The organism is Ktedonobacteraceae bacterium, from assembly GCA_035653615.1.
In the GTDB taxonomy this organism is placed as follows: domain Bacteria; phylum Chloroflexota; class Ktedonobacteria; order Ktedonobacterales; family Ktedonobacteraceae; genus DASRBN01.
In genome coordinates this window covers 71020-94618 of sequence record DASRBN010000001.1, presented here as the reverse complement: position 1 = coordinate 94618, position 23599 = coordinate 71020, and the positions used below count along the sequence as shown (strand labels likewise).

Below are 23599 nucleotides of genomic sequence, written 5' to 3'. Positions count from 1 at the left end.
CCTCAGCGGTCCGCGAACTCGCAAATCTCGCGCACGCCGCGCTCGATCTCCTCTTCTGAAGCGGCCATCGAGATACGCACATAATTTTCCGCTACCGAGCCGAAGTTGCTTCCGGCAGCCACGGCGACGTTGCGCTCGCGCAAGAGATCAAGCGCAAATTGCCTTCCTGGCTTCTGGCCGCGATTCGTGACATCGATCAGGGCGTAAAATGCGCCGTGAGGAGTGTAGAGATAGCGACCATGCTCTTTGAGCAGGCGCACTACCAGGTCACGACGGCGGTGATAGGCATCACGCATCCCGGCAACGCAGTCTTGCGGGCCGCTTAAGGCCGCGGCTGCCGCTCGCTGCACAATCGTGCTGACATTGGTGTAGCTGCCGTCAAGCACATAGGAGATGGTCTTGATCAGTTCCGAACCGGCTGCGATGTAGCCGATGCGCCAGCCGGTCATGGAGTAGGATTTGGAAAAAGTGTAGACGCAGATAACGCGCCCGGATTCAAACTCGTCGCGTGACATCAGCGATGCCGGGCTGGTATGCTGCCCCTCGAAGATAATTTCGTCGTAGCTTTCGTCTGAGAGCAGGTAGAGGTCATGGCGGCGGGCAAAGTCGAGCAGGCCGGCGATGACCTGGCGAGGAAATACCGCGCCGGTGGGATTGCCGGGACTGTTGATGATCAGCATGCGCGTGCGAGGTGTGACGAGTTGCTCCAGGCGCGCGATATCCGGCAGCCATTCACTATGAGAGTCGAGCGGATATGAAACGGCGGTGGCGCCGCAGGTAGCGAGCTGGATGCTATAGTGCGGCCAGTGCGGGTCTGGAATAAGCACTTCGTCGCCCACGCCCACCGTCGCGAGCAGCGTCGTCATAATCGCGCCCGTACCGCCCAGGGCGATGGCGACATTTTGCGGGCCGACTTCATAACCATCGACGCGCGCAATCTTGGCGGCGATCAATTCGCGCAGCCAGGGCCAGCCAACAGGTGGGCCATAAGTGATTGGCTCGTTGTTGATGGATTCGATGGCAGCCTGGCGAATATGCTCCGGCGTGCGGAAACTTGGCTCCCCTATTTGCAACCGCACGGCCGGCGGCAATACTTCTCCGCGCGCCTCCGCCTCTCGCTGCACCTGCTGTGCATAGAGGCCAAGCGTGGTGATGTCGTTGATCGGCAGGTCGTGGATGTGCTGCTTACCGTAGTTCACGTCGCTCGTCTTCGTGTTCACTATCTTGCCGCAGAATGGCGAATAGTTGCTGCTCTGCCTCTTCAGCGGTTTGCGCAGTGCTTATTTTAACAATCAGGTGCATCAGAAGTACCGGATCTTCGATGGTTACTGCCTGCTTCTTGAACAGGCGAACCAGGTCCGGGAAGCGGTCACGAACAATATCTACCAGCGCATCTCGTTGCAATTGAAGCTCTCGCCGGCGCTCCTCTTCGCGACCCTCTTCGCGACCCTCTTCACGACCCTCTTCGCGACCCTCTTCACGGCCCTCTTCACGGCCCTCCTTCAAAATTTTTTGATAGAATTTTGTACTGCGTAGTGTGTCGTTTAGCATTGCGAATGTCCTTTCCAGCCATTCCTGCTCGGCTACACTTTTACCTTCAAAGGCTAGTGACGCAATTGCCGATGCGATCACGAGTAGATTTGTTTTTCCAGAGGACTGAAGCCCCGCAATCATCTTTCTGACTACGTTATGTTCTGTCCCACCCTGCGTCAGCGTCACAAGTGGTGAGAGGCCAATCCCACCCGATTGCAGAAATTCATCTGCTGATATTTTCGCCAGTTCTATACTCTTAAAGTGGAAGATTACCACCTCTTCGCTGTCCGGTAACTTGCGAATAAAAGGTGAGGTTGGCGAATTGTTTACCTTCCTCAAGTAAATGACGCATGACGAGACCGGCCAGTAATCGTGTTCCCGCGATGCTAGCGTATTGTATTCCAGGAGTCGCTCCGGCATATGAGGATCCTCGCCGCTCTGGAATTCAAAATGCACCAGCATGGGTTTCCCATTTTGTCTCACCTTGAGCAAAGCGTCAGCAAAGATATGGGTAGTCTTCAGTTCTTTATCGAGTATCGCCTCGAATTGTCCTCCTTTGACTGCCAGCGCCACAAAATCTTGTGGGTTCGCCTCGATCAACTTTTTGACGTTATCATCGTATTGCCCGGCCACATTGAGTTTCCTCCTGCCCTTTTTCTCAAGTGTAGCATATCGGAAACGGCCTGTCGAGTGCTCAGGGCGAATCGACGACTTCGCGCCAGGGATTCTTCGCTGCGCTCAGAATGACAGGCCCCCGCAGACAGCCGGCTGTCTGCGGGGGCCTGTCATTCTGAGCGCAGCGAAGAATCCCTGGCCAAATTTCTATGGCTTCTTTTGGGAATCACCGGGCCAGAACACGATTTTACGCGCCGATCTTCTTCACCAGTCCTGCCAGCAATGCAATACGCTTCGGCAAATAATCCAGCTCGATATATTCGCCGGGATTGTGCGCGAGGCCGCCACCGGCGCCTAAGCCATCCAGCGTTGGTATGCCCAGTGCGGCGGAGGTGTTGGCATCCGATGCGCCTCCGCTGCCCACGTCCTGTATCTTCAGGCCGAGTTCGCGACCGGCCTCCTTGACCAGTTCGACGAGCCGGGCGTTGGCTGTATTGCGCTCAAACGGGGGAACCAGGACGCTGCCGCTGAGCGTGATGCGCGTGCCTTGCAGCACGTTTTGCTTCGTTACGTTGCGCATGGCTGCTTCCAACGCTTCGAGACCGGCCTGGTCGCTTACGCGCACGTCCATATCAAAATAGGCGTAGTCCGGTACGACGTTGGTGCGCTCGCCGCCGCGAATGATGCCCACGCTGAGCGTGGCTCCCGGAATGGTGCCGTTGAGCGCCTGCATCTTTTGCACCTGGTAAGAAAGCTCCAGGATGGCATTGCGCCCCTTTTCAGGTTCGACGCCCGCGTGGGCGGATAGACCATGCACCTCTACACGGTACTGGCCGCAGCCTTTGCGCGAAGAAACAACGGTTCCTTCCGCGCGTCCCGGCTCCAGCACTAAGACGGCGTCGGATTGCCGCGCCAGTTCCTGCACGATTGGCCGGCTGCTCGGCGAGCCGATCTCTTCGTCGCTATTACAGAGGAAGGTCACGCTGGAATAGTTGTCCTCCTGCGCATCTATCAAGAGATGCAGCCCGTACATACCGATCAGGACGCCCGATTTCATATCGAGGACCCCCGGACCTGTAGCGATGCGTTTCCCGTCGCGCTGCATGATGGTAAAAGGGCGGCGCTCGGCCTCACCTTCGGCGAAGACGGTATCGATATGCCCGATCAGCAGGATGCGCGGACCATGCGGCGCCTTACCGGTATGGGTGGCGATGAGGTGGTTTCCGTATTCTTGCTGCTTCTCGATGTGCGTTGAGAAGCCGAAGGCCGAGAAACGCTCCTGTAAGTACGATGCGACGCGATCTATGCCGGACTTAGTATAGGTGCCGGAGTCGATATTGACGATGGTTTTCAGGTCGTCGAGGTAAGGCACCATCGTGCGCTCGGCCTGTTCGATGTCGCGGTGTTTGCTCATATCACTCCTGCCGCTCGAAATTGCGCGATCTCTTCATCGCTGTAACCGGCTTCATGCAACAACTCGTTGGTATGCTCGCCCAACCCGGGTGGCGGGTAACGTTGCTCGTCCGCGACACCAGATACGCGGGGAAACGTTGGTAGCGTGCGGAACGTTTCGCCTGTTTCGGGCAGTTTTGCGCCAGTGACGCTGGTGCCGCGCGCCTGGGCATGCGGGTCGTTGAGCGCCTCGTCGATGCTGTAGACGGGACCAACACAGGCATCGATATCGGCCAGTTCCGCGATCCATTCGTCGCGTGTTTTAGTCTTGAAGATGGCGCGCAGCATGTCCATGGCCTGCTCGCGCTCGCCGGGACCGGCAGGGGTGTGAAACGGCAGCAATTCCAGGTGTCCAACACGGGTGCAGAAGGTATGCCAGAATTTATATTCGAGCGCGGCCAGCGTAACGTGCTTGCCATCCGCCGTTTCATAGATATTGTAGCAAGGAAGTCCGCCATCAAGCGCGGACCGCCCTGGATAGGGAGCCTCCCCGGTATTTAAATAGGCAGTGGCAAAGAGTGGCAGCAGCGCCATGACGCCCTCGGTCATGGAGACATCGATCATGCGTCCCTCGCCCGTCTGATTGCGGCCCAGCAGCGCGGTCAAAATGCCGATAACGGCCATAAAACTCCCTCCGGCCAGGTCGCCGAACTGTGTAGCAGGCATGACAGGTTCGCCATTGGGCGCGCGATTGTAGTGGAGCAGGCCGGCATAGCCAGCATAGTTCAGGTCGTGTCCGGCGCGCAGGCGATAGGGGCCATCCTGCCCGTAGCCGCTGATGGCGCAGTAGATCAGGCCCGGTTTCACTTCCTGAAGTTGTTCGTAGCTCAGGCCCAGGCGTTCCAGCACACCGGGACGGAAGCTTTCCAGCAGCACATCGGCGTCGCGCACCAGGCGCAGGAATATCTCGCGTCCCTCAGCCGATTTGAGATTGAGGGTGATACTGCGTTTATTACGGTTGATGGCCAGGTAGTACAGGCTCATGCCGCCCGCACCATGGGGTGGCATAAAACGTCCATAATCGCCGCTGCCCGGCTCCTCGACTTTGATGACGTCGGCGCCGAAATCCGCCAGCATCTGCGATGCATAGGCGCCAGGGAGCAGGCGCGAGAGGTCGAGAACACGAATTCCATTGAGAGGCTGGCTCATGCACATCTCCTTCAAGAGGGGTCACGGTATCCTGCACAGGTGCCGCTAAAAACCATTGTCTGTTGTATGATAGGGTAACAGGCAAAGATAGGGGTTGTCAACGGGCGGATTTTTATCTCTCAAAAATCCAGGTCTGCCACGTTTACCGTTGGGCAGTGAGAAAGAGACCAAAAAGTGCGATGAAAAGGAGAATCGAGCGAGATATGGGCCAATGGCTGCAGAGATTCATCGCGAGCAATATCTATGGTGAGGTGAGCGATGCCACGATACAGGGATATTTACGCTCGGCAAGCCAGATCGAAGAGGTCTGGCAGCAGATCGACGACGAAGTAGATACGCTTATCATGCAGGGAATGGCGCCATGGGATGCCTATGCCAGGATGGGGTATGCGCTGGCATTCGTGCGCGCCTGCCGTACAAACATCGTATTTGTGCAGGAATTGCTGAAAGCCTATGCCACGGCGAACGCTGGCGCTACGAACTATTTGCCCCGTGTGAGTTACGATCAGGCATTGGCACTGTGCGAACATATCGAGCCATACCTTGAGGAGGCCATTAAAGCATCGTCGAATCCTGACTACATTCCTCTCTCCTACTCCTTGCCGCTTCCATTCGGTCCGCATGTCCGGGGCGCGAGCGAGCGATTTCCACTTCCACACTTGCAGGGAATCATCGGGGCGGCTCAGGAAATGCGAGACTGGGCCGCCGGATTGCTGGCGAAATATGAACTTGCGCTGGATGCGGCCAAATTGCCCGTGCCACCCGCGATCTCGGCACATCTTGAGCAGATGAAAGGCGAATTACGACTCGGAGACTTCCACCTGCGCACCGGCATCGATATGGTAGGGCAGATCAGCCAGGGGCAGGTTACGGATGAGCTGAGTGATAAAGCCGAGGGATTCCTCTGGGAGGCAATGGAAAGCTTTTTCAAGATAAGCCAGCTGGTCGCGAACCCGGCATTACATGCGCGGCCAGCTTACAAGGTTCCCCAAGCAGAAAGTTACAGGCAGCAAAATTACGACAAACAAGATTTCTACCAGGAACCAATCAGGAGAACACCCGCACCGCCTGATTCACCCACACCGCAGGTGTCTCCTGCGCCAGCACCTGCACCGCCCGAACCGGATGTAGCTGATCTGTTTAATGCGGTGATTGCCGAGCCAGCTGTGCCTCAGAGACCACCTGAGCAGCCGTCGCCCAATGTATCACAAATGCTGAACCAGATTGTAACCGAATCTGAGGCAGGCAGGAGCGCGCAAGCACAACCGGCCCCTGATGTTTCAAATATGTTGAATCAGGTGATTGCCACGCCAGGCGCAGTTCAGGAGACGCCAGCGCCACCTGTTCCTGACGCTCCCGACCTGCTAAGCCAGGTAATATCCGGGCCTGATACCATCCAGAATACATCTAACCTGCCTGCGCAGAAAAGGTCTCCCTTAGAAGACCACAAACAGCCTCCGAACGAACCAACCACGGAAAGTAGCGTACTGGACCTGCTCTCCGAGGTTTGCGGAGAACAGCAGGATACCAATAGATAAAACCAGTAAATATTCAGAGAAGAAAGGACAGTTCCAAATGGGTTTGTTTGATCATTTGAAATTTGTAACCGGGATGAAGGCTGAAAATGCTTTGCAAAAGGCTGAAGACCCGGCCGAGGTGTTCAATTACAGCTACACCAAACAATTGGAGCAGCTCCAGCAGTTGCGCCAGGGACTTGTAACCATCGTGCAGAACGAGAAGCATATCGAGTTGCTTGAAGCACAGGTTGAGGCGCAACAGAATCGCCTGCAACAGCAGGCCCAGCAGGCCATGCAGCAAGGACGTGAAGACCTGGCCCGCCTGGCACTCCAGCGTAAGGAGGCGTTGTCTGCCCAGGTTGACGGATACAAGCAGCAACTTGCGCAACTCCAGGCGCAACACCAAAAAATCGAGCAACTTGTGCAGCAAGCGGAACAGAGAGTCTCGAATTTTGGCACTCAGAAAGAGATGGTCGAGGCTCAGTACCAGGCGGCAAAAGCCTCTGTCCATATCAGTGAGGTCGCGACTGGCATATCGAAAGAATCTGCCGAGATGAATCTAGCCATGCAGCGCGCCCAGGAGCATGTCTTACAGATGCAATCACGCGCCGATGCCATCGATGCGCTGCTGGATTCCGGCGCGCTTGGCGATCAGGGCTTGCTTGGCGGCGGTAGCTCAACCGACCTCGATCACCAGCTGGCGCAAATCTCTTCTCAGCACAACGTCGAAGCGGAACTGGCCGCCATGCGCCAGCAAATCGGAGGGCCATCTGCTCAACAGGGGCTTTTGACAGAATCATCCTCGAAGGGAGAATGATCTTCCAGCTTCGCGGATTTCTCATCGTCTAGATGTACAGGGAAACCATGCCCCTGTACATGTTGTTTGTAGTGCATGGTATAGAATAACATCAAACTGAAGTGACAAAAGGAGAAATTGCATATGTATACGAATAGCGGCCCGAATTCAGCCTCAAATCAGCCCGCCCCAACCGAGCAAGAGAAGGAGCCAATGCTCCTGCTCGACACGACGGGTTCTATGAATTACGGTACTTCAGAGAACGATCCGACGCCACGCAAAGATACCATCCGAGAGGCAATCAGTATTATCGTGGCTCGCCTGGCCGCGGCCGATAGCCAGGCCGCGAAGGAGGAAGAAGGCGGCGGCCTGCGCACCGTCACGTTCGCCGATGGACGGGCATTCGATATCGGTGATCTGAATCCCAATAACTTGCAGCAGAAGTGGAGCCAGATTCGCTGGGCCGGTGGAACACGCATCATGCCGGGCTTCAACCAGTTGCTCAAGACCTATACCGATGAATTCGGGTCGGAACCGGCGGCAGAACGCCCGCTCCTGTTAGCCCTCGTTATCACCGATGGTGAGGCTGACGATACCGATACCTTCCAGAGTACGGTGGCACGAGCAGCAGGGAGCATGTACGTGGTGCTGGCGATTATTGGCTATGGACCCGAACACGACCGGGCGCTGCGAGCCTACCAGCAGGTCGAGGCGCAAAATGCGCACGTCAAGGTGATGTCATTTGGGGGCGAGACCGACCCCGAAAAGATTGCTAACGCGCTCTTCCATATGATCGAATAGCAGCAATCTTCCGTCTCACACACAAGACTGCACGGCCCGGAAACAGCCTGAAATCGGCTTCCGGGCCGTGCGCAATGTTTAAAACACTTAAGTAACCGGCAAATATGACTTGACAGGTTACAATTAAAACCGTATAATATAACCATCATACTGAAATTAGGTAGTTAAGTCGTTTTTCTTCTCGAGTGAAAAAGGGAAAATGGCCATGAATACATCACTATTGACGGCTGTGAGCTTAACAGCCGGAACTATGGCCCTCATAATCGCGTTTGTCGCCTATCAAATACATCAAATGCAGTGGTTGAAGCATCATGGAAGACGCATTGTTGCGATGGTGACATCAATACGACATGAAATGGGAAAAACCTCAGCCGGTTTTACACGGGATAATTACTATGTCACGGCCACGTGGACTCATCCCAGAACCGGCAAAACCTACACCTTCTGGACATGGATGATAGACCGGGTTCCAAATTACGAAAAAGGAAGCCTGGTTCCAGTTCTGATTGACCCCAACCATCCAGAACGGTTTGCTATGGACCTTTGATTCCTCTTAGCTTGACCAACTGCCGGTTACGCCGACTTTAGCGGCGATATCTGTGGGATCGATCAGGTGAAGACTTAACGTGCCTGACTTCCCATCGCTATTAATGGTGATCGTGTTGCTGGCAGTTGGATCAATTACCCAGCTCTTCGGCGTGTTGCCTCCCTGCTGATCTAATGTCGTTGCAACCTTAGGAAAGGTATACGTGCCGGGACCCGTATAGCCAAGCGCCGCGAATAGAAAGTTGTAGTTTGCATGGCCGATGGAGCCGCTGGCATTGCCCACGTAGCCCTGCTGGCCCTGGTAGGTGAGAGGACCGCAGCCCATAAACGATGAGATCACCATATTTCCGCTCACTGCGCCAGAGAAGGTGAGATTGGCTGAATGGCTGGCATTGGCTATGCAGGACGAAACGGGTGTGAATTTCGTCGCCGGGTTGGACGAAGCGCCTGAAGAATTCGATTGAGACGAGGGAGAGGTGCTATGGTGCAGCAAGGCAAATGCGCCCCCACCAATCGCGATTACAATAATGGCCACGATAGCTATCAGCAGCCAGGGAGGAATGGCGCCCCTGGAGGGTCTGCTGGCCTGCTGTGGAAATTGTGAGGGTGTCCCAGGTTGAGGGGACTGCTGGAACTGTTGCGGCTGCGCCGGCGAGAATGGGGGAGGAGTTCCAGGCTGCGGAAACTGCCGGAACTGCTGGGGAGATTGTTGGGGCTGTTGAGGCGACGACTGGAATTGAGCCGGAAATGGCGGCTGAGCGTCCTGCGCTGGCGACTGCGGTGATGGCCGGAACTGTGGGGCCTGTGGAAAGGGCGTTTGAAATTGTGATGAGGGTGAAGATGGTTGGGACGATGCCGGTGCTGGAAAAGGTGATGTTGGATTTGCACGCCCCAGACCACTCGCCTGCGGTGCTCCTTGCGCCATTGAGACGCCGGGCGAGTTCGCGGGTGCCGGCGAGCGCCCGCAATTTCCACAAAAACGCGCATCATCTGATAACTCTGCTCCACAAAATTGACAACGTTGCATATGACTTTCTCCTGCCGGTAAATTTTTCCAGAGAGTACCACAAACCGCGAGCGTATACAATAGGGCAATTTGCGCGAAATTCGTGATACAATTGCTGCAAAACACTTGAAAAAAAGAGGAGATAATAGACGTATGCCAATCGCAATTCTTGTTCATGGCGGTGCCGGTACTGCCGCGCCCGAGCGCGTAGAGATTCTTCAGGCCGGATGTAAAGAGGCGGCACGTGTAGGATGGCGTATTTTGCAATCTGGCGGCACGGCGCTGGATGCTGTGGAAGCGGCGGTACGCGCCCTCGAAGATAACCCCGATTTTAACGCGGGCACGGGCGCCTGCTTGAATACCGAGGGAAATATCGAACTGGATGCCGGTATAATGGATGGTCAGGCACTGGCGGTCGGGGCTATTGCCGGTGTCGAACTGATCAAAAATCCTATTCGCCTGGCGCGCAAAGTGCTTGAGAGTCCGCATGTTTTGCTGGTGGGCAAGGGAGCTATAGAATTTGCGCGCGAGCACGGAATATCGCAGTGTGCATTCGAAGATTTGCTGACAGAACGCCAATTCCAGATCTGGAAATCGCAGCAAGAAGCTCGTGGAGGCCAGGAGCCACGCTATCACCGGCGTGAGGTGGGATCGATAACGCACCAGGAAGAGAAACATGGCACAGTCGGGGCGGTAGCGCTCGACATGTCAGGCAGGCTGGCGGCGGCAACCTCGACCGGTGGCATTTTTAATAAATACCCTGGCCGCGTAGGCGATTCGCCGCTGGTGGGCTGTGGTTTCTATGCTGATGAGCAGGCCGCGATATCCTGTACGGGCGATGGTGAAGATTTTGTGCGCCTGCTGCTCGCGAAACGGGCCGCCGATTTTGTCGCGCGCGGCGCTACTGCGCGCGAAGCGGCAGAAGCTGCCATCGCGGTGCTGGGCGAGAAAGCTACCGGCAGGGGAGGCTTGATCATCGTGGACCGGCTAGGCAATCTGGGCTTCGCCTGGAACTCGCGCAATATGTCGCATGCCTATATGGTCGAGGGCCTGGAAGAGCCTGTCGCAGGTATATGAGGAAAGAGAGGAGTTATCGCGTGCGCACGCTCGTAGAGGTTCAGCAAGAAGTAGATCATCTTGTCAAAGAAGAGTGGCACAGCCATTATTGGCACCCGCTCTCAAGCCTGGCGCGGCTCGCCGAGGAGGTGGGCGAACTGGCGCGTGAGATCAATCACCGCTACGGTGAAAAACCAAAAAAGGCCGTTGAGGACGAAAGCAACCTGAGTGCTGAACTGGGCGATATCCTCTATATCGTAGCTTCGCTGGCAAATTCTGTAGGCGTCGACCTCGATAGCGCGTTCACTGAAGTGATGGCGAAATATCGTCGTCGCGATGCACAACGCTGGACATCCGACCAGAATCAATGAAAGAAGAATTGTCCCGCGAAGTAACCGACCAGGAAGAACAGCGCGAATGCGACCAGCCCCATCACCAGGATCAAGAGCGCCGGTGAAGCACCTTTCTTTTTGACAACGAGTTCCGGGTAGGCCGCTTGATGCGCGAGTTGTGGGTTATGCGAGAAGTCAGCGACCGTTGGTGAGGCAGCGAGCGCGGGCGGAGCAGGGAGTTTGATACTTTGTTGTTCCGGGTGATGGCTTGAAAGTCCCTGTACCGGTTGTTCGGTATCTCTTGTTGCGAGCCGGGGAGCAATGCCAGGGTTCGCGGGTGCGTGATAACCCGCGACAAGCGGCTCCTCATGGGCATAGGTGCTATTGATATGTGCCGGAGCGAGAATCGGCGGCTCAAAACGGTCCGCGAGTATCTTCAGGTTTTCATAGAGTGCTTCAGGAGTGCTGATGTGTTGTGGGTGCAGGCGTACCACTGCGCGCGCGACGGTTTCACATAATTCTGGCGGGTTACCGCGCGCGAAACGCAAACCTCCATCCGGCGGCGGCTCGACTGTCGTGGCCCCGGCCGGTCGCGAAGTGAGCAGTTGGTAAAGCAATAATCCAACCGCGCGCGTATCATCGTCGCGGCGTCCTTCGGTCAGCTGCCCCCATGACTGGTCCCGGTCTGAGATCGCTACCCCACTTCCGCCCACAGGAGACCAGCTTTCGAAGTAGCTAAGGTCGCTCGGCAGCGCAAAGTTGTTCACGCGGACGAGGCCGCTGCGCTCGCGCATAATTGCGCCGGGTGTGAGATCGCCATGACAGGTATGGCGCGACGGGCTGGCTGCATAGATCAGCGCCTTGCAAATTTGACAGCCGAGGTCCGCGACCTCGTAAGGCGAAAGTTGTGCTCTCAATAACGCGGGAAAATCCTCGCCCGTTACATATTCCTGCACAATATAGAACGCCTCAGACTCAGGGACGATGTCGTAGATGCCCACAATGTTGGGGTGCGAGAAAGAGGCTGTCATTTTGATAGCGAGCTGGTAGGTAGGGATGTAAGCAGCAGGCACAACTTTCACCGCAACGCGGCGTTGCAATACCTGGTCCATACCTGAAAACACCGCGCAAATCTGCCCCTGCTGAATGGGATGTTCCAGCAAATAGCGCCTACTAATAACCCGTCCGGTTTCCACAATGAGCCTCGTACATCTATATATCTTGTAAAGCTAGCATAACCGCACCCGTAATGTTCGCATTGGAACCCAATGTACCCTGGATAATACGCACCGGCTGGCTCGCCGGCAAACACAGGTCGTCTAATCGCGCTTGCAAGGGGGTGATCAAGAGATCGCCAGCCTGGGCTACCTGGCCGCCCAGAATAATAACACCCGGGTTTATTAAATGAACGATATTTGCCAGCGCAATTGCCAGAGACTCATGTACATCATTAACGATGCGCTGCGCAACTTTGTCACCCTCGCCTGCCAGGAGAAATACCTGTTCGACAGTAATACGTTCGGCCCTGGAGCCTGTGACACGCCGGATAGCGGCCTCGGTCTCTGGATACTCAACGGAAAGTCCGATCATTGCGCGCGCAATTGCCTGCGCCGAGGCAATGGCTTCAAGATGGCCGTAGCCTCCGCACGAACACTTCGGGCCATTCTCTTTGACGATCATATGCCCGATTTCCCCGGCTGTACAGGTGGCGCCATGATAGATGTTGCCGTTGACGACTAATCCACCGCCAATACCGCGTCCCAATCCAACATAAAGTACTATGCGTTCGGTCTTACGAGGGGATTCCCCTTCTTCATACAGCGCGCCAGCTCGTGTCTCCGCCAGCGCAGCCGCGTTGGCATTGTTATCGATGATGCAAGGGATGTCGAGCTTTTGCTCCAGGTAATCCTGTAAAGGGAAATCGTTCCACGAATGGGCGTGATGCAACGTGCGAACAATCCCACGCGAGGCATCCACCAGGCCGCCGACGGCCACACCCACACGCAGGATACGCCCCTCTTGCAGCTTTTCAGGCGTTATTACCTCGTTGTACATGCTATCGATCATGTCCAGCACCGTCTGCGTATCCGGCACGTAGTCGAGTGGGAGACGCACCTTATGCAATATCTGGCCTTGCAGGTCCGCCAGGGCAAGTGATTGATGCGAGCCACTACCGCTGATCTCTATTCCTACTACGTATCCCTGCGTCGCCAGCAACTTTCCGGTAATCCTGGTAGCAGGCGATGATAGAGGGCCAGAATTCCCGGCAACAGTTCCATGTAGATGTGGGAACATCCCTTGCTGTGTAGTCACGAAGCTAACCTCCATCTTTACCATACCTGGAATGGGAATCAAGAGCATGTCTGGCCTATGTAGCCTTTTACTCCCGGCCTGGCATTTCCTACTAGCACTATACCGTCTGCCTCTAAGGTGGATAACGTCCTACTGGGACAACGGCAACAGTATATCATATTGCAGTCTCATACGAATAGTCCTGGGGAATCACCAGCCACCGGACTATTGCATTGCATACTCCCTCTTGCTACAATACATAACACAGTGAAAGGCACAGCAGATAGGGTAGGTAGTATGGCAACACAGGCTGCAACAGAAGGGCAGGGCCAGGTTTTTGTCGGGCCAGGTCTGAGCCCGCTCAAACGAAATATCACCATCATTGCCGTCGCGGGCATCATCATCGTCGTGCTGGCAATCGCTATTCACCAGGGGACTGGCGCCATAGGCAGTACTATCGTCGCGATGCTGCTCATTATTGGATTCATTCTCTTCCTGCGCATGATCGCTCCCGTTCCATTCACCATTACCCTGGAACCGGAGGCCCTTGTGAAGCGGAGTGAGAATGGCGAGGTAATCGAGGTGCGCTGGGAGGATTTAACGCGCATCAAAGAGGAGTTTTTTCCTAATGGGAAGCGCATCAGCGTGATTGTGTACCGCAAACCCGCGACTCCCGAACAGAAGACGAAGGCGTGGGCAGTCTATCGCGATGATGTGACGGATATCGACAGCCTTGCCGAGGCGCTCAAGAAAGCCATTCCTGAAACGTGCGAGTGGAAGAGCGAGACCGTTCACGATTAGCTTGAGCGGCCTGAAAATGGATGAAAAAATTTCTGCGCAGAAATTTTTTCATCCATTTTCAGGCTAAAACCTAAACCATCATCTCGTCAACGTAGCACCAGCGCCAGTCTTCGCCTGGCTGGAATGATTGGATAATGGGATGGTGTGTGGCATGAAAATGTTTGGTGGCGTGCTTATTTTTGGAGGAATCGCAGCAGCCAACATGCCCGCACTCCAGGCAGATGCGCAGGTGTACCCAGGTATCACCCGTTTTCAAACAGTCCTCACAACCATTAGCGCTCGGTGTGACGTCGCGTATCTCGTTAAGATGCGTACATTGCTTTGCCATAGAAATCTCCTTTGTGTGTTGTGGCCGGTAAATGAATTTAACCACCCAGAAACGGTCATCCGGGCAGCCTCAGTCGTGTCATGCTCCTTCCCGATAATCGCACGATTCACTGCTGCTTCCCGATTTTGCTGGTGAAAACTCATCACCGGCGCTGGCCCGATGAATTGGCCCCTATGGGCGGACGTTGCTCTTTGGCTTCCCTTCGATCAGCAATAGGGCGCTCAGCGCACTTGCCAGGGCAAGGCCGGAGGCAATGAACATAGCGACGCGAAAACTCGCTACGAACGATTCATTGATAGCCTGCTGCAAAGCAGCGTGCGATTGGCGACTGATGCCGGATGGTATTTGTATGCCAACCAGCAAGGTTCGTTGGGCGTGAATCGTTTGCAGAACCTGCTGTGAGATGGAGCCGCTGAGCGTTGCCAGATGGCTGTCGAGACTGTTACCGAAGACGGCCAGGACCACAAGCCCCAGTACAGCGATGGCGATCAGCCCGGCTGTGCGCGATACAGCATTATTGATGCCGGAGGCTACGCCGGCCCGCTGCGGCCCCACCGAGCCCATCACCGCCGTCGTCAGCGGCGCAACGGCGATTGCCATGCCCAGGCCCAGCACGACCGCGGCAGGAAAGAACGTTGTCCAGTAACTGCCCCCAATATCGGGGCGCGCGAAAAGCGCGAAACCTGCTGCCGCGATTACCGGGCCGACGACCAACGGGATCTTCGCGCCGTAGCGACTCACAAGGCCGCCCGACCAGCGCGATAGCAGGAACAAGATGATGATCATAGGCAGGGTAGCGGCTCCCGCTTCCGTGGGAGTATAGCCCTGCACGCGGATAAGGTTGAACGGTACGAAGAACAATGCCCCTCCCAGTCCAGCATACAGCAGGAGCGTCAACAGGTTGGCGCCACTGAACGTTGGCGAGCGGAACAGACTCAAGGGTACCATAGGAGCGCGGCTGCGCGCCTCCACAGTGAGGAACGCAACCAGCGCGATTGCGCCGACTGCCAGGGCAACCAGTACCTCGGGATCGCCGAAGCCGGTGCTACCGGCCTGGATCAGCCCGAAAACAATGCCTCCCAGGCCCAACGTTGCCAGCAACGCGCCGGGATAGTCGAGCCGGCGGCTGGTTTCCTCGCCGTAGCTTTCCGGCACGCGCCAGAACAAAATGGTCAACACAATCACCGCCACCGGCACATTGATAAAGAACACCCAGCGCCACGAAGCGTTCTGCACCAGCCATCCTCCCAGCACCGGCCCCAGCACCGTAGTGATCGACGTGAAGCCTGACCACGTGCCTATCGCCTGCCCGCGCTGCTTGCTATCAAACGTCGCGCTGATGATGGCCAGGCTACCGGGCACCAGCAATGCGCCGCCAATACCCTGAATTGCTCGCGCGATAATCAGGAAGGTGATAGTTGGAGCCACGCCGCATACTACCGAGGCCAGGGTGAAAAGCGTGATGCCGGCGGCGAAGATGCGCTTGCGTCCATACAGATCGCCCAGCGACCCTCCCACCAGAATCAGGGCCGAGAGGAAGAGCGAATATGCTTCCACAACCCACTGCACGTCCGCGACTGTTGCCCTCAAGTCTGTTTGCAGCACCGGCAACGCCACATTGACTACGGTGCCGTCAATGAAGGCCATACTCGACCCCAGGATGGTGGCTAGCAGAACCCAGGGGCCGATATTGCCGGTTCGCTCGAGAGCGGTTGCCACCGCCCCCGTGCTGGTTAGCCGGCCAGATACGGTTTTCGGTTCCGGCGCAGCCTGGATAACCCCGTCTTCACATGGCGGCTTCAGGATGTGGGACATGTTTTGATCCTTATTGTGCTGTAGTGTCACGCAACTCTCGCGAATCTCAGTAAATCGACTAAAGGGTGATCAAGCCGCGCCGCACACCACGGCTGACAGCATCTGTCCGGCTTGCCGCACCGAGTTTGGTATAAATCGATGAGACGTGAAATTTCACCGTGTGTTCGCTGATCGAAAGCCGGCGCGCGATCATCTTATTCGATAATCCGCGGCTTAGCATCTCCAGTACTTCTCGTTCGCGCGATGTGAGCGGCTCATCTGGAGCATCGATATGCATCGCCTCAACGGGTACGCGCTGGCCTGACTGCCCCAGTATGCGCTCCGCGGCAGGCGCTGGCAATGTAACAAATCCCTGCGCGGCTGCCACAATCACCGCCTGCAGCTGCGCGGTAGAAACATCCAGCGGTACGATGCTCCAGCCAGATAGTGACAGGGAACGCAGTATCGATGCAGCATACTCGTCGCTATTCGATAGCGCGACGATAGCTATTATATCTCCGCTCCGGCTTGAACGTATGGCGCGTGCTACGTCTTCCAGTGTCTTTTCATCCGCCACGACAAGCACATCGATATCCGGCAGAGTGCCAAGGAGGCCGGCAGGCTCAGCGGACTCGCCCACCACCTGTATGTCCGCGGTTGTGAGCATCGTCTGCAAGCCTGCCCGCATCATAGGCGCCGGCGCGAGAACGAAGACGCGAATCATGCGTGGGTACGCTCCAAAGTCTTTAACGGTACTTCGATCATGGTAATGTTGCCTCCACGAATGATCTGGAATCCGACCTTTGCTTCAGAATCGAGATGCGCCAGACCTTCTACCAGGGAGGTTACATCATCAAGGGGTTGCATGTCCACTTTGCCATCCAGTACACCGAGCAGCACATCTCCAATGAATAAACCGGCATGTTCCGATGCGCCATTGAAATTGGAGCCGACTACCAGCAGGCCTGCTTCGCGACCGGCGGCGATCCCCTTGCGCAAATTAGCCGGAATTTCGACAGGCATCACCTCAAAATTCAGCTCGATCTGGCGCCGTTGAACGCCGATCCAGTTGCTGACTACATCGCCAGGGATGGAGACCGCGAGGTCGCCGCCGAAAATCATGGCGTTGATGCCGACGACGTGGCCCGAGGCATCGAGCAATGGACCGCCCGAATAGCCCGGCGCGATGCGTACATCCGATTTGATATGTTGCGGGGTTTTAGCGTCTCCGGTTGCCTGAAGTGTGCCAACGCCGCTCACAATACCGGCGGTGGCAACCCAGCGCTGTCCCCATGGGTGACCAATCGCGAAGACCAGCTCGCCCACGCGCAGCCGCGAGGAAACGCCCGCGGGCAAGGCGGTCAGGTTATCCGCGGTCACCTTGAGCGCTGCCAGGTCTAATCTAGGATTGCGGTCGATTACCTTCGCCTCAAGCACGCGATTGTCCGCGAGATGTACCTGGATACCAGTCTCATCATTGGGCACGACGTGATGATTGGTGATAATCGTGCCATCCGAGCGCCAGATAATGCCGGTGCCAGCGCCACGCCCCTCGTTGCGCACCTGCACGATGCCGGGCTTCACGCGCTCAATGAGCCGCATGAGCTCGGCGGAAAACACATCGGGCAATAGCGGCCCGGGCGCTGTCGTATCGAAAATTGTTTGTGTCATGCTTTTGTCCTTATTGCATTTCCGCTTGACCGTTTCGGAACTGATGTGTATGCTCTCCCTCCAGGAGGGACAGGAGCGATGTCCTTCCACGACCTTTCGAGGGTACTGCGATGTCAAGGGTACTGCAATTACGAGCGTTGTCCAACCGTGACCTGCAATGTTTGAAGCTGGCCGCCGCGAATGACCTCTACGGGTATCGTCTTTCCGACGCGGTTGCTTGACAGGAGAAGGCGCAGCTCCTCGGCGTCATCTACTGCCTGACCATCCAATGCCACCAGGATATCGCCGAGCAGCAGTCCAGCTTTTTGCGCCGGGCTGTCATCATCGACTTTTACAATCAATAATCCCTGCTCCTGCGCTCGTCCCGCTCGTTGTGAAGGCGGAAGCTGTACCTGCTGGCTGCTGATGCCCAGGTAGCCTCGTTTGATGTAGCCCTGTTGCGCCAGGATTTCGGCAATGCTCGTGGCGATGGAGGCAGGTATGGCGAGCGCGATGCCGTTCACCAGTCCGGTGGTAGTGACTCCCAGCACGTCTCCCTGCGAGTCGATCAAGGGGCCTCCTGAGAAGCCAGGATAGGGTGTGGCGTCGGTACGAATAAAGCGTTCGAGCGTGGCTCCGCGCCCGGTGCGCAACGGGCCACCAACCGCGCTGACGATGCCCACGCTTGCCATTGTGCCCTCGCTCGCGGAACGCCCAACGGCCATCACAAGCTGGCCGACTCGCGCTGTCTCCACCGCGAACGAGGCTTTTGCGATTCCGAGATCGGTCACGCGTAACACCGCGAGGTCGGTAGCAAGGTCACGGCCCACAAATTGCGCCGGTAGGGTGCGCTTATCGTGCGTCTGAATGGTCAGGTCTTCCTCGCGCTCAAGCACGTGATCGGCGGTCAGCACCAGGTCAGGCGCGTAGACGATACCACTGGCTGGCTGGCGCGGGCGGCCATTGACCAGTACCAGTGCCGGCTCAACGCGCGCGACAGCACCGGCCATCTGGTCGGAAAGCGTTTTCAACAGGCTCGTTTCAGAGGTTGCTGTGGTTGATTGATCCATTTTCTCTTCTCTTTCGTAACACTGAATGTGCATATACAAAATGGTTCGTAGGAGCGGACGACCGCGGGGCTTACACGTGTAAGAACTCTGTCCCCGCCACATCCACTTCCGCCCCTACTATATGCCGCGATGGAGGGGGCCAGCATCACCCATTCGGCTAGTAATGACCTGGATAAATGAGCAGTTTAGCAGGTTGAAAAGGGTTGCGCATCATTGCTTACTTTTTAATAGTAGCGTCCCTTGCGTTAGAGCAGCAGATATGGTATAGTTAAGGTAGCTAATGCTGAGAAGATCAACTTTTGATCAGAAAGAGCAGACAAGGAGCCATGGCGACGAAGCCAACAGAGACAACTACATCACCGCAGCACCAGATGTGCCCACGCTACGAACACGCTATTCAGCTATTAGGGAAGCGCTGGACGGGACTATTGCTGGACGCTCTTATGAGCGGGCCAAAACGCTTTTGCGAGCTTACCTCCGCGGTAGACGGCCTTTCGGACCGCGTGCTGAGCGACCGCCTGCGCGAATTGGAGGAAGAGGGCATCGTTGAACGCACAGTCTATCCCCAGATTCCCGTGCGTGTCGAGTACCGCCTGACCGAGAAGGGGCAAGACCTTAAGCCTGTCGTGGATGCCATTCACAACTGGGCAGAATCCTGGATTCCGCTGCCGGAAAATCCTACCGGGGCCTGACCGCTGATTACCTGGCGTGGTTCCCCACTCTGATGAATTTTTCCAACCGAATTGTGCTATACTAGCACTATGGAAACTTTATGGGCACCCTGGCGCATGCAATATATCGCGCCCAAAACACCACAGGCAACCGAGAAAGAACACGAGTGCATTTTTTGCGCGCAGCCTGCCGCTCACCGCGATGTCGAATACCATATCCTGTACCGCGGCGAGCGCTGCTATATGATGTTGAACCTCTATCCATACAACAACGGCCACCTGATGATCGCGCCCTATCAACATGTAGGCAGCATCGAGAAGCTGGATAGCGCGACGCTCAGCGAGTTGATGGAGCAGGCGCAGCTAGCTTTGAAGGCGCTGCGTTATGCCATGAAGCCCGACGGCTTCAACATGGGCATCAACGAGGGCAAAGTCGCAGGGGCCGGCTATGCCGAACACATGCACCTGCACGTCGTTCCGCGCTGGAACGGCGATACCAACTTCATGCCAGTGCTGGCGGATGTCAAGGTGATGCCAGAACACCTGGATGTGGTGTACGAGCAGTTGAAGGAGGCGCTGGAGAAGGTGAAAGAATCATAGCCTCTGTTGCCTCACCCCCTCGAACAAAATAATCCCCGCCGCCATCGCCGCGTTCAGCGACTCCACGCCATTCGCTAGTGGAATGGAAATCATACGTGTCGCCAGCCTGCGTGCTTCCGGTGAGGGACCGTGTGCCTCGCTGCCGATAATCAGGGCCAGCGGCTGCGTCAAATCTTGCTCGTAGTAGAGGTATGGGCTTCCGGCTTCGGCCAGCAAGATACGTTTCTCTTTGCCACAATGATGTATGGCGCGCTCTTCGATGTCTTCCCAGGGAAGGTCGGCTCGCACGGGCAGGGCCACGTGCGCTCCCGCTGCCGCGCGCACCACCTTTGGGCTGAGGCAGTCCGCGCAGTTGAGGCTGAGCAATACCTCGTCTGCGTTGGCCGCTAATGCGGTGCGCAGTATCGTACCCAGGTTACCCGGGTCGGCCAGGCTGTCCAGGATGAGCAAGATGGGCCGTTTCGCCGGGGCGCGCCTGGCTCGCAAAAGATCAGGGTCGAGCGCGTCTAAGGGCAGAACGCTGATCACACCCTGCGATGTCTGGGCCTCACCCAGCGTTTCAATTACCCGTTCGCTGACCTCTATAAGCTGGTCTTCATGCAAGGTGGGCGCGTGCAGGAGGCGGGCGAGCAGCGATCTACCCTGGGCTGTACGCGAGAGCAACTCAGGCGCGTAATAGACCTCGCGGGGCATAATATCGGCGTCGAGCAACGACGCGAGCAGGTGCGGACCCTCCATGAAGAAGAGGCCGCTTTTTTTGCGGCCTCTCGTTGTATCCAGGTCGTGCAGCTTGCGAATACGCGGATTGGTAGGGCTGGTAATCCGTGTCATGAAAATTGCGTTCCCAGGTTGCTACACGATTGTTGCTAATGCCTTCTCTACCAGCGCCGTGAAAGCGGCTTCATCACGGACGGCCATCTCGGCGAGAATCTTGCGATCCACCTCGATATTGGCGGTATGGATGGCGTGGATCAGCTTGCTGTAGCTGACGCCGTGCATGCGAGCCGCGGCATTGATGCGCGTGATCCAGAGGCGGCGCATGTCGCGCTTGCGGTTGCGGCGGTCGCGATACATGTAGGCCATCGAGCGCATGACGGATTCATGCGCGGGCCGGAAGAGTCGCTTGCGCGTACCACGGTGGCCCTCGGCCATATTCAGAATTTTCTTATGCCTCTTGTGTGCTGGGACGCCACGTTTTACTCTTGGCATAGTCTTTTACTTTCCTCCGTTCGAATCATTTCATCTGCAAACTTCAAATGAGTTAACCAACTAACTAAAAAGAATAGGGGAGCAGGCGTTTCAGGCGGCGCGTATCGGCGGTCGCCAGTGGAAACTTCTTGTCCATCGAACGGATGGCCTCAGGTGATTTGTTGCGGCGCAGGTGGTTGAGCGCAACCTTACGGCGCATGAATTTGCCGGAGCCGGTCACTTTGACCCGCTTGGCCATAGCTTTGTGTGTTTTCAGTTTCTGCTTCATGTTCTTCTTTCTCTTTCATAACTGGCGGGGCAAGGCACAGGTTTCTATCAGTTCGTAATTTTCTGCAAATCCATCTGCTTGCGTGCATAGACGCAGAAAGGAGAGGCAGTGCAGGTGGTGAGTAATTGGAGGAATGGACCCCAACTCAATTTCGAGCCACCACTTTTGTTCCGTCAAAGGCGCAGAGAAGCCTTTTTCAGGAATAAACCCCGCGTGCGCAGCTAGTATAGCACACTCGACCGGATTGCGCAATAGTTTTAACCACGTCTGGGCCAGGAGGGGCGCGATGGACGCGACCAGGATGGACGCGAGAAGCTGAAGCCCCCTGGTGGTGGCTTGACCGGCGGCTCCTCATTCTCGGGATGGGCCATGTGCCAGGAAGAGGTAATAAAGAGCGTCCAACCCCAGGCCAGGAGGGGTAATCCTAGCGTGACCAGAGCCAGCGCGGGCCAGGGCGATGGCCAGAGCAAGAAATAGTACTCCAGGGCTGCTCCCATCGCGAGCAGTATTGCCAGCAGGATGGTGGGGCGACTCGCGCTAACAATCGCCAGCGCCAGCGGTAACAGGATATACTCCGGCGCGTTTACGGGCGCGAGCAGCAAGAAGATCAGGAATAGCCAGCTATCAAAGAACAGGGCCAGTTCCAGCGTGTCCACCAGCCAGAGTCCGAAGAGCAGCATGATACCCGCTATGACCAGCGCCAGAATCATCCAGTGATGGGGAGCGATAATCCAGGCCAGCGCGGGTGAAGAGGCTATCGGAAGATGCAGCAACACAGCATCCAGCGAATTGGCGGCACTATTGGGCCAGAAGTTGCTCCCTATATTTGCCAGCATACCGCTTATACTCCAGCCCTGGCGGTAAGGGAAATAGGCCAGCACGACAATGAGCGCCGAAAGGCAGAGCAGGGCAAGCCACCACAGCACGCGCAGTCCGCGTCCCAGCGCGCGCGATTCTTTCCATAGCAGGCGCAGGGCAAGCGGGAACAGGAGCAGGCATACCGGATTGATCAACACTGCCAGCAACAGGAATACCCAGCTCAGCATGTTGGATTTGCGTTGCAAGAGGTAAACCGAGAGCAGGATGAACAGCGCGACCACGATTATACTATGCATCTCGCCGATGCCCAGCAGGAGTATTAGTGGGTTCCACGCATACAGGAGCGTGCCGGAAATGCGCGTCTGTGGCTTGAGCCGCGCGAGGATCGACCATATCAGCAGCGTATTTGCCAGGTGCGCCAGCAGCGCCACCAGGCGAAATGCGAGCAGGCTAATGCCGGCATTACCGTGAGATAGTAGGGCCGGCGGCAGCGTTAAATCAATCCAGAGCGGGCCATAGGGAGCACTGCCGCCAACTGTTCTGGCAATAGCCCCCTGGAGTACATACGGATTCAGGCGCTCCACTGCCACTATGCGCCCGTATGCGCTATACAAAAATACGTCTTGCGATTGCACAGCTGGAGCCACGACAAAAATGATGCTGAAGAGGACTGTGAAGGCGAATATCACGAAGAAAATACGTTGGGCGTCCTGGCGCGAAAGTTTCTCCTTCGCCACCCTACTGCCGGCGCGCACGCAGAACAGCAGGATGATGAAAGCCAGCGCCAGCACCGCGAGGAGCAGGTTGGCATAGCTGCCAGGGCCATTGCTGGTCAAATTGAATGGAGGAAGCCTGCTCAGGCCCTGCGCGAGAATGGGGGCCAGGGTTGTCCAGTAAAGACGCGGCAGCCAGGGAAAGATGGCATACAACGCCTGTTTCGCCGTTGTGCGGCCCGGGATAGCTCCGGCCAGCAGCGGATAAAGGGCGAAATAGAGTATGGCCAGCAGCACTCCCCAACCGGCCAGTTTCCAGGCGACACGCCGGGCAAGATTAGGGCGTTTCTTGATGGGCGGTTGTGGCGTCGCGCGGTTTTGTTGTTCTGGCACGACCTGCGGAGCCGTGGGTAATGTGTTTACCGGAAGCGAAGGCTGTGTCCTTCGCGTGCGTATCGCGCGTGCTGCGTGATTCTCAGGCCGCCGTTGCATGTGTTCCTCGCTCACAGTAACCTGCTGATCTTTTTCATTCACAAGTATGAGCTATTGTATTGATAGTTGTCAATGCGGAAGTATGCTGA

The 23599-nt window shown here is 56.5% G+C and carries 25 protein-coding genes; 9 read left to right on the top strand and 16 right to left on the bottom strand.

Annotated elements, in window-relative coordinates; genetic code table 11:
- Positions 1–2 precede the first annotated feature (2 nt).
- From VFA09_00440 to VFA09_00425, 4 genes are all read right to left on the bottom strand, one after another.
- The gene (locus VFA09_00440) at positions 3–1199 is read right to left on the bottom strand and encodes an aminotransferase class I/II-fold pyridoxal phosphate-dependent enzyme (GenBank protein HZU65717.1); all 1197 of its coding nucleotides are present in this window, start codon (positions 1197–1199) and stop codon (positions 3–5) included.
- Positions 1186–2166 carry a hypothetical protein gene (locus VFA09_00435; GenBank protein HZU65716.1) on the bottom strand — a complete coding sequence of 327 codons (981 nt, stop codon included), beginning with the start codon at positions 2164–2166 and terminating at the stop codon, positions 1186–1188. The genes VFA09_00440 and VFA09_00435 overlap by 14 nt, the downstream gene beginning before the upstream one ends.
- Before the next feature lie 229 nt (positions 2167–2395).
- Positions 2396–3562 (bottom strand): M20 family metallopeptidase, encoded by a 1167-nt coding sequence (locus VFA09_00430; protein ID HZU65715.1) that lies wholly within the window; start codon positions 3560–3562, stop codon positions 2396–2398.
- A complete protein-coding gene (locus tag VFA09_00425; GenBank protein HZU65714.1) occupies positions 3559–4749 on the bottom strand; it encodes a CaiB/BaiF CoA-transferase family protein in 1191 nt (396 codons plus the stop codon). The genes VFA09_00430 and VFA09_00425 overlap by 4 nt, the downstream gene beginning before the upstream one ends.
- Positions 4750–4952: 203 nt before the next feature.
- Here VFA09_00425 and VFA09_00420 point away from each other — a divergent pair, with 203 nt between their 5' ends.
- From VFA09_00420 to VFA09_00405, 4 genes are all read left to right on the top strand, one after another.
- Entirely contained in the window at positions 4953–6287 is a 1335-nt protein-coding gene (locus VFA09_00420) for a hypothetical protein (protein ID HZU65713.1), read from the top strand.
- A 37-nt stretch (positions 6288–6324) separates the two neighbouring features.
- Positions 6325–7083 (top strand): PspA/IM30 family protein, encoded by a 759-nt coding sequence (locus VFA09_00415; protein HZU65712.1) that lies wholly within the window; start codon positions 6325–6327, stop codon positions 7081–7083.
- 123 nt (positions 7084–7206) lie between these two features.
- On the top strand, positions 7207–7863 hold the full coding sequence (locus VFA09_00410) for a vWA domain-containing protein (GenBank protein HZU65711.1): 657 nt from the start codon (positions 7207–7209) through the stop codon (positions 7861–7863).
- Between the two features lie 205 nt (positions 7864–8068).
- On the top strand, positions 8069–8410 hold the full coding sequence (locus tag VFA09_00405) for a DUF3592 domain-containing protein (GenBank protein ID HZU65710.1): 342 nt from the start codon (positions 8069–8071) through the stop codon (positions 8408–8410).
- 6 nt (positions 8411–8416) lie between these two features.
- Here the strand turns inward: VFA09_00405 and VFA09_00400 are convergent, their stop codons facing one another.
- Entirely contained in the window at positions 8417–9436 is a 1020-nt protein-coding gene (locus VFA09_00400; protein HZU65709.1) for a zinc-ribbon domain-containing protein, read from the bottom strand.
- A 132-nt stretch (positions 9437–9568) separates the two neighbouring features.
- Here VFA09_00400 and VFA09_00395 point away from each other — a divergent pair, with 132 nt between their 5' ends.
- Together VFA09_00395 and VFA09_00390 are read left to right on the top strand one after the other, a co-directional pair.
- Positions 9569–10492, top strand: a complete 924-nt coding sequence (locus VFA09_00395) for an isoaspartyl peptidase/L-asparaginase family protein (GenBank protein HZU65708.1) — start codon at positions 9569–9571, stop codon at positions 10490–10492.
- 20 nt (positions 10493–10512) lie between these two features.
- Complete coding sequence (locus VFA09_00390; GenBank protein ID HZU65707.1) at positions 10513–10842, top strand: nucleotide pyrophosphohydrolase; 330 nt, start codon at positions 10513–10515, stop codon at positions 10840–10842.
- Here the strand turns inward: VFA09_00390 and VFA09_00385 are convergent.
- Both VFA09_00385 and VFA09_00380 read right to left on the bottom strand, forming a co-directional pair.
- Positions 10836–11999, bottom strand: coding sequence for a protein kinase (locus tag VFA09_00385; protein HZU65706.1), 1164 nt, complete (start codon positions 11997–11999; stop codon positions 10836–10838). The two genes, VFA09_00390 and VFA09_00385, sit on opposite strands and share 7 nt — an antisense overlap.
- Positions 12000–12015: 16 nt before the next feature.
- Positions 12016–13116, bottom strand: a complete 1101-nt coding sequence (locus tag VFA09_00380) for an ROK family protein (protein ID HZU65705.1) — start codon at positions 13114–13116, stop codon at positions 12016–12018.
- Positions 13117–13392: 276 nt separating this feature from the next.
- On the opposite strand from VFA09_00380, the gene VFA09_00375 reads away from it, so the two are divergent.
- Complete coding sequence (locus VFA09_00375; protein ID HZU65704.1) at positions 13393–13896, top strand: hypothetical protein; 504 nt, start codon at positions 13393–13395, stop codon at positions 13894–13896.
- Between the two features lie 70 nt (positions 13897–13966).
- Here VFA09_00375 and VFA09_00370 read toward each other — a convergent pair whose 3' ends face one another.
- The 5 genes from VFA09_00370 to VFA09_00350 form a co-directional block, all read right to left on the bottom strand.
- Positions 13967–14224, bottom strand: a complete 258-nt coding sequence (locus VFA09_00370; protein ID HZU65703.1) for a UBP-type zinc finger domain-containing protein — start codon at positions 14222–14224, stop codon at positions 13967–13969.
- A gap of 171 nt (positions 14225–14395) precedes the next feature.
- Positions 14396–16039, bottom strand: coding sequence for an MFS transporter (locus VFA09_00365; protein ID HZU65702.1), 1644 nt, complete (start codon positions 16037–16039; stop codon positions 14396–14398).
- A 58-nt stretch (positions 16040–16097) separates the two neighbouring features.
- Positions 16098–16742, bottom strand: a complete 645-nt coding sequence (locus tag VFA09_00360; protein HZU65701.1) for a response regulator transcription factor — start codon at positions 16740–16742, stop codon at positions 16098–16100.
- The gene (locus VFA09_00355; protein ID HZU65700.1) at positions 16739–17689 is read right to left on the bottom strand and encodes a trypsin-like peptidase domain-containing protein; all 951 of its coding nucleotides are present in this window, start codon (positions 17687–17689) and stop codon (positions 16739–16741) included. Before VFA09_00355 ends, VFA09_00360 begins: the two co-directional genes overlap by 4 nt.
- Before the next feature lie 128 nt (positions 17690–17817).
- Entirely contained in the window at positions 17818–18738 is a 921-nt protein-coding gene (locus VFA09_00350) for a trypsin-like peptidase domain-containing protein (protein HZU65699.1), read from the bottom strand.
- A gap of 326 nt (positions 18739–19064) precedes the next feature.
- On the opposite strand from VFA09_00350, the gene VFA09_00345 reads away from it, so the two are divergent.
- Together VFA09_00345 and VFA09_00340 are read left to right on the top strand one after the other, a co-directional pair.
- On the top strand, positions 19065–19430 hold the full coding sequence (locus VFA09_00345; GenBank protein ID HZU65698.1) for a helix-turn-helix domain-containing protein: 366 nt from the start codon (positions 19065–19067) through the stop codon (positions 19428–19430).
- A gap of 69 nt (positions 19431–19499) precedes the next feature.
- Entirely contained in the window at positions 19500–20009 is a 510-nt protein-coding gene (locus VFA09_00340; protein ID HZU65697.1) for an HIT domain-containing protein, read from the top strand.
- On the opposite strand, the gene VFA09_00335 is transcribed toward VFA09_00340, so the two are convergent.
- The 4 genes from VFA09_00335 to VFA09_00320 form a co-directional block, all read right to left on the bottom strand.
- On the bottom strand, positions 20004–20840 hold the full coding sequence (locus VFA09_00335) for an RNA methyltransferase (protein ID HZU65696.1): 837 nt from the start codon (positions 20838–20840) through the stop codon (positions 20004–20006). The genes VFA09_00340 and VFA09_00335 overlap by 6 nt on opposite strands.
- Positions 20841–20861: 21 nt before the next feature.
- A complete protein-coding gene (gene rplT / locus VFA09_00330; GenBank protein HZU65695.1) occupies positions 20862–21218 on the bottom strand; it encodes a 50S ribosomal protein L20 in 357 nt (118 codons plus the stop codon).
- A 64-nt stretch (positions 21219–21282) separates the two neighbouring features.
- Positions 21283–21486: a 50S ribosomal protein L35 gene (gene rpmI / locus VFA09_00325; protein HZU65694.1), complete on the bottom strand. Its 204-nt coding sequence runs from the start codon at positions 21484–21486 to the stop codon at positions 21283–21285.
- 257 nt (positions 21487–21743) lie between these two features.
- On the bottom strand, positions 21744–23510 hold the full coding sequence (locus tag VFA09_00320) for a hypothetical protein (GenBank protein ID HZU65693.1): 1767 nt from the start codon (positions 23508–23510) through the stop codon (positions 21744–21746).
- Positions 23511–23599: the final 89 nt, after the last annotated feature.

Coding starts and splice junctions, on each gene's coding strand:
- VFA09_00430 (HZU65715.1), bottom strand. CDS start 3,562: ATGAGCAAACACCGCGACATCGAACAGGCCGAGCGCACGATGGTGCCT.
- VFA09_00425 (HZU65714.1), bottom strand. CDS start 4,749: ATGAGCCAGCCTCTCAATGGAATTCGTGTTCTCGACCTCTCGCGCCTG.
- VFA09_00420 (HZU65713.1), top strand. CDS start 4,953: ATGGGCCAATGGCTGCAGAGATTCATCGCGAGCAATATCTATGGTGAG.
- VFA09_00415 (HZU65712.1), top strand. CDS start 6,325: ATGGGTTTGTTTGATCATTTGAAATTTGTAACCGGGATGAAGGCTGAA.
- VFA09_00410 (HZU65711.1), top strand. CDS start 7,207: ATGTATACGAATAGCGGCCCGAATTCAGCCTCAAATCAGCCCGCCCCA.
- VFA09_00405 (HZU65710.1), top strand. CDS start 8,069: ATGAATACATCACTATTGACGGCTGTGAGCTTAACAGCCGGAACTATG.
- VFA09_00400 (HZU65709.1), bottom strand. CDS start 9,436: ATGCAACGTTGTCAATTTTGTGGAGCAGAGTTATCAGATGATGCGCGT.
- VFA09_00395 (HZU65708.1), top strand. CDS start 9,569: ATGCCAATCGCAATTCTTGTTCATGGCGGTGCCGGTACTGCCGCGCCC.
- VFA09_00375 (HZU65704.1), top strand. CDS start 13,393: ATGGCAACACAGGCTGCAACAGAAGGGCAGGGCCAGGTTTTTGTCGGG.
- VFA09_00370 (HZU65703.1), bottom strand. CDS start 14,224: ATGGCAAAGCAATGTACGCATCTTAACGAGATACGCGACGTCACACCG.
- VFA09_00365 (HZU65702.1), bottom strand. CDS start 16,039: ATGTCCCACATCCTGAAGCCGCCATGTGAAGACGGGGTTATCCAGGCT.
- VFA09_00360 (HZU65701.1), bottom strand. CDS start 16,742: ATGATTCGCGTCTTCGTTCTCGCGCCGGCGCCTATGATGCGGGCAGGC.
- VFA09_00355 (HZU65700.1), bottom strand. CDS start 17,689: ATGACACAAACAATTTTCGATACGACAGCGCCCGGGCCGCTATTGCCC.
- VFA09_00350 (HZU65699.1), bottom strand. CDS start 18,738: ATGGATCAATCAACCACAGCAACCTCTGAAACGAGCCTGTTGAAAACG.
- VFA09_00345 (HZU65698.1), top strand. CDS start 19,065: ATGGCGACGAAGCCAACAGAGACAACTACATCACCGCAGCACCAGATG.
- VFA09_00340 (HZU65697.1), top strand. CDS start 19,500: ATGGAAACTTTATGGGCACCCTGGCGCATGCAATATATCGCGCCCAAA.
- VFA09_00335 (HZU65696.1), bottom strand. CDS start 20,840: ATGACACGGATTACCAGCCCTACCAATCCGCGTATTCGCAAGCTGCAC.
- rplT (HZU65695.1), bottom strand. CDS start 21,218: ATGCCAAGAGTAAAACGTGGCGTCCCAGCACACAAGAGGCATAAGAAA.
- rpmI (HZU65694.1), bottom strand. CDS start 21,486: ATGAAGCAGAAACTGAAAACACACAAAGCTATGGCCAAGCGGGTCAAA.
- VFA09_00320 (HZU65693.1), bottom strand. CDS start 23,510: ATGCAACGGCGGCCTGAGAATCACGCAGCACGCGCGATACGCACGCGA.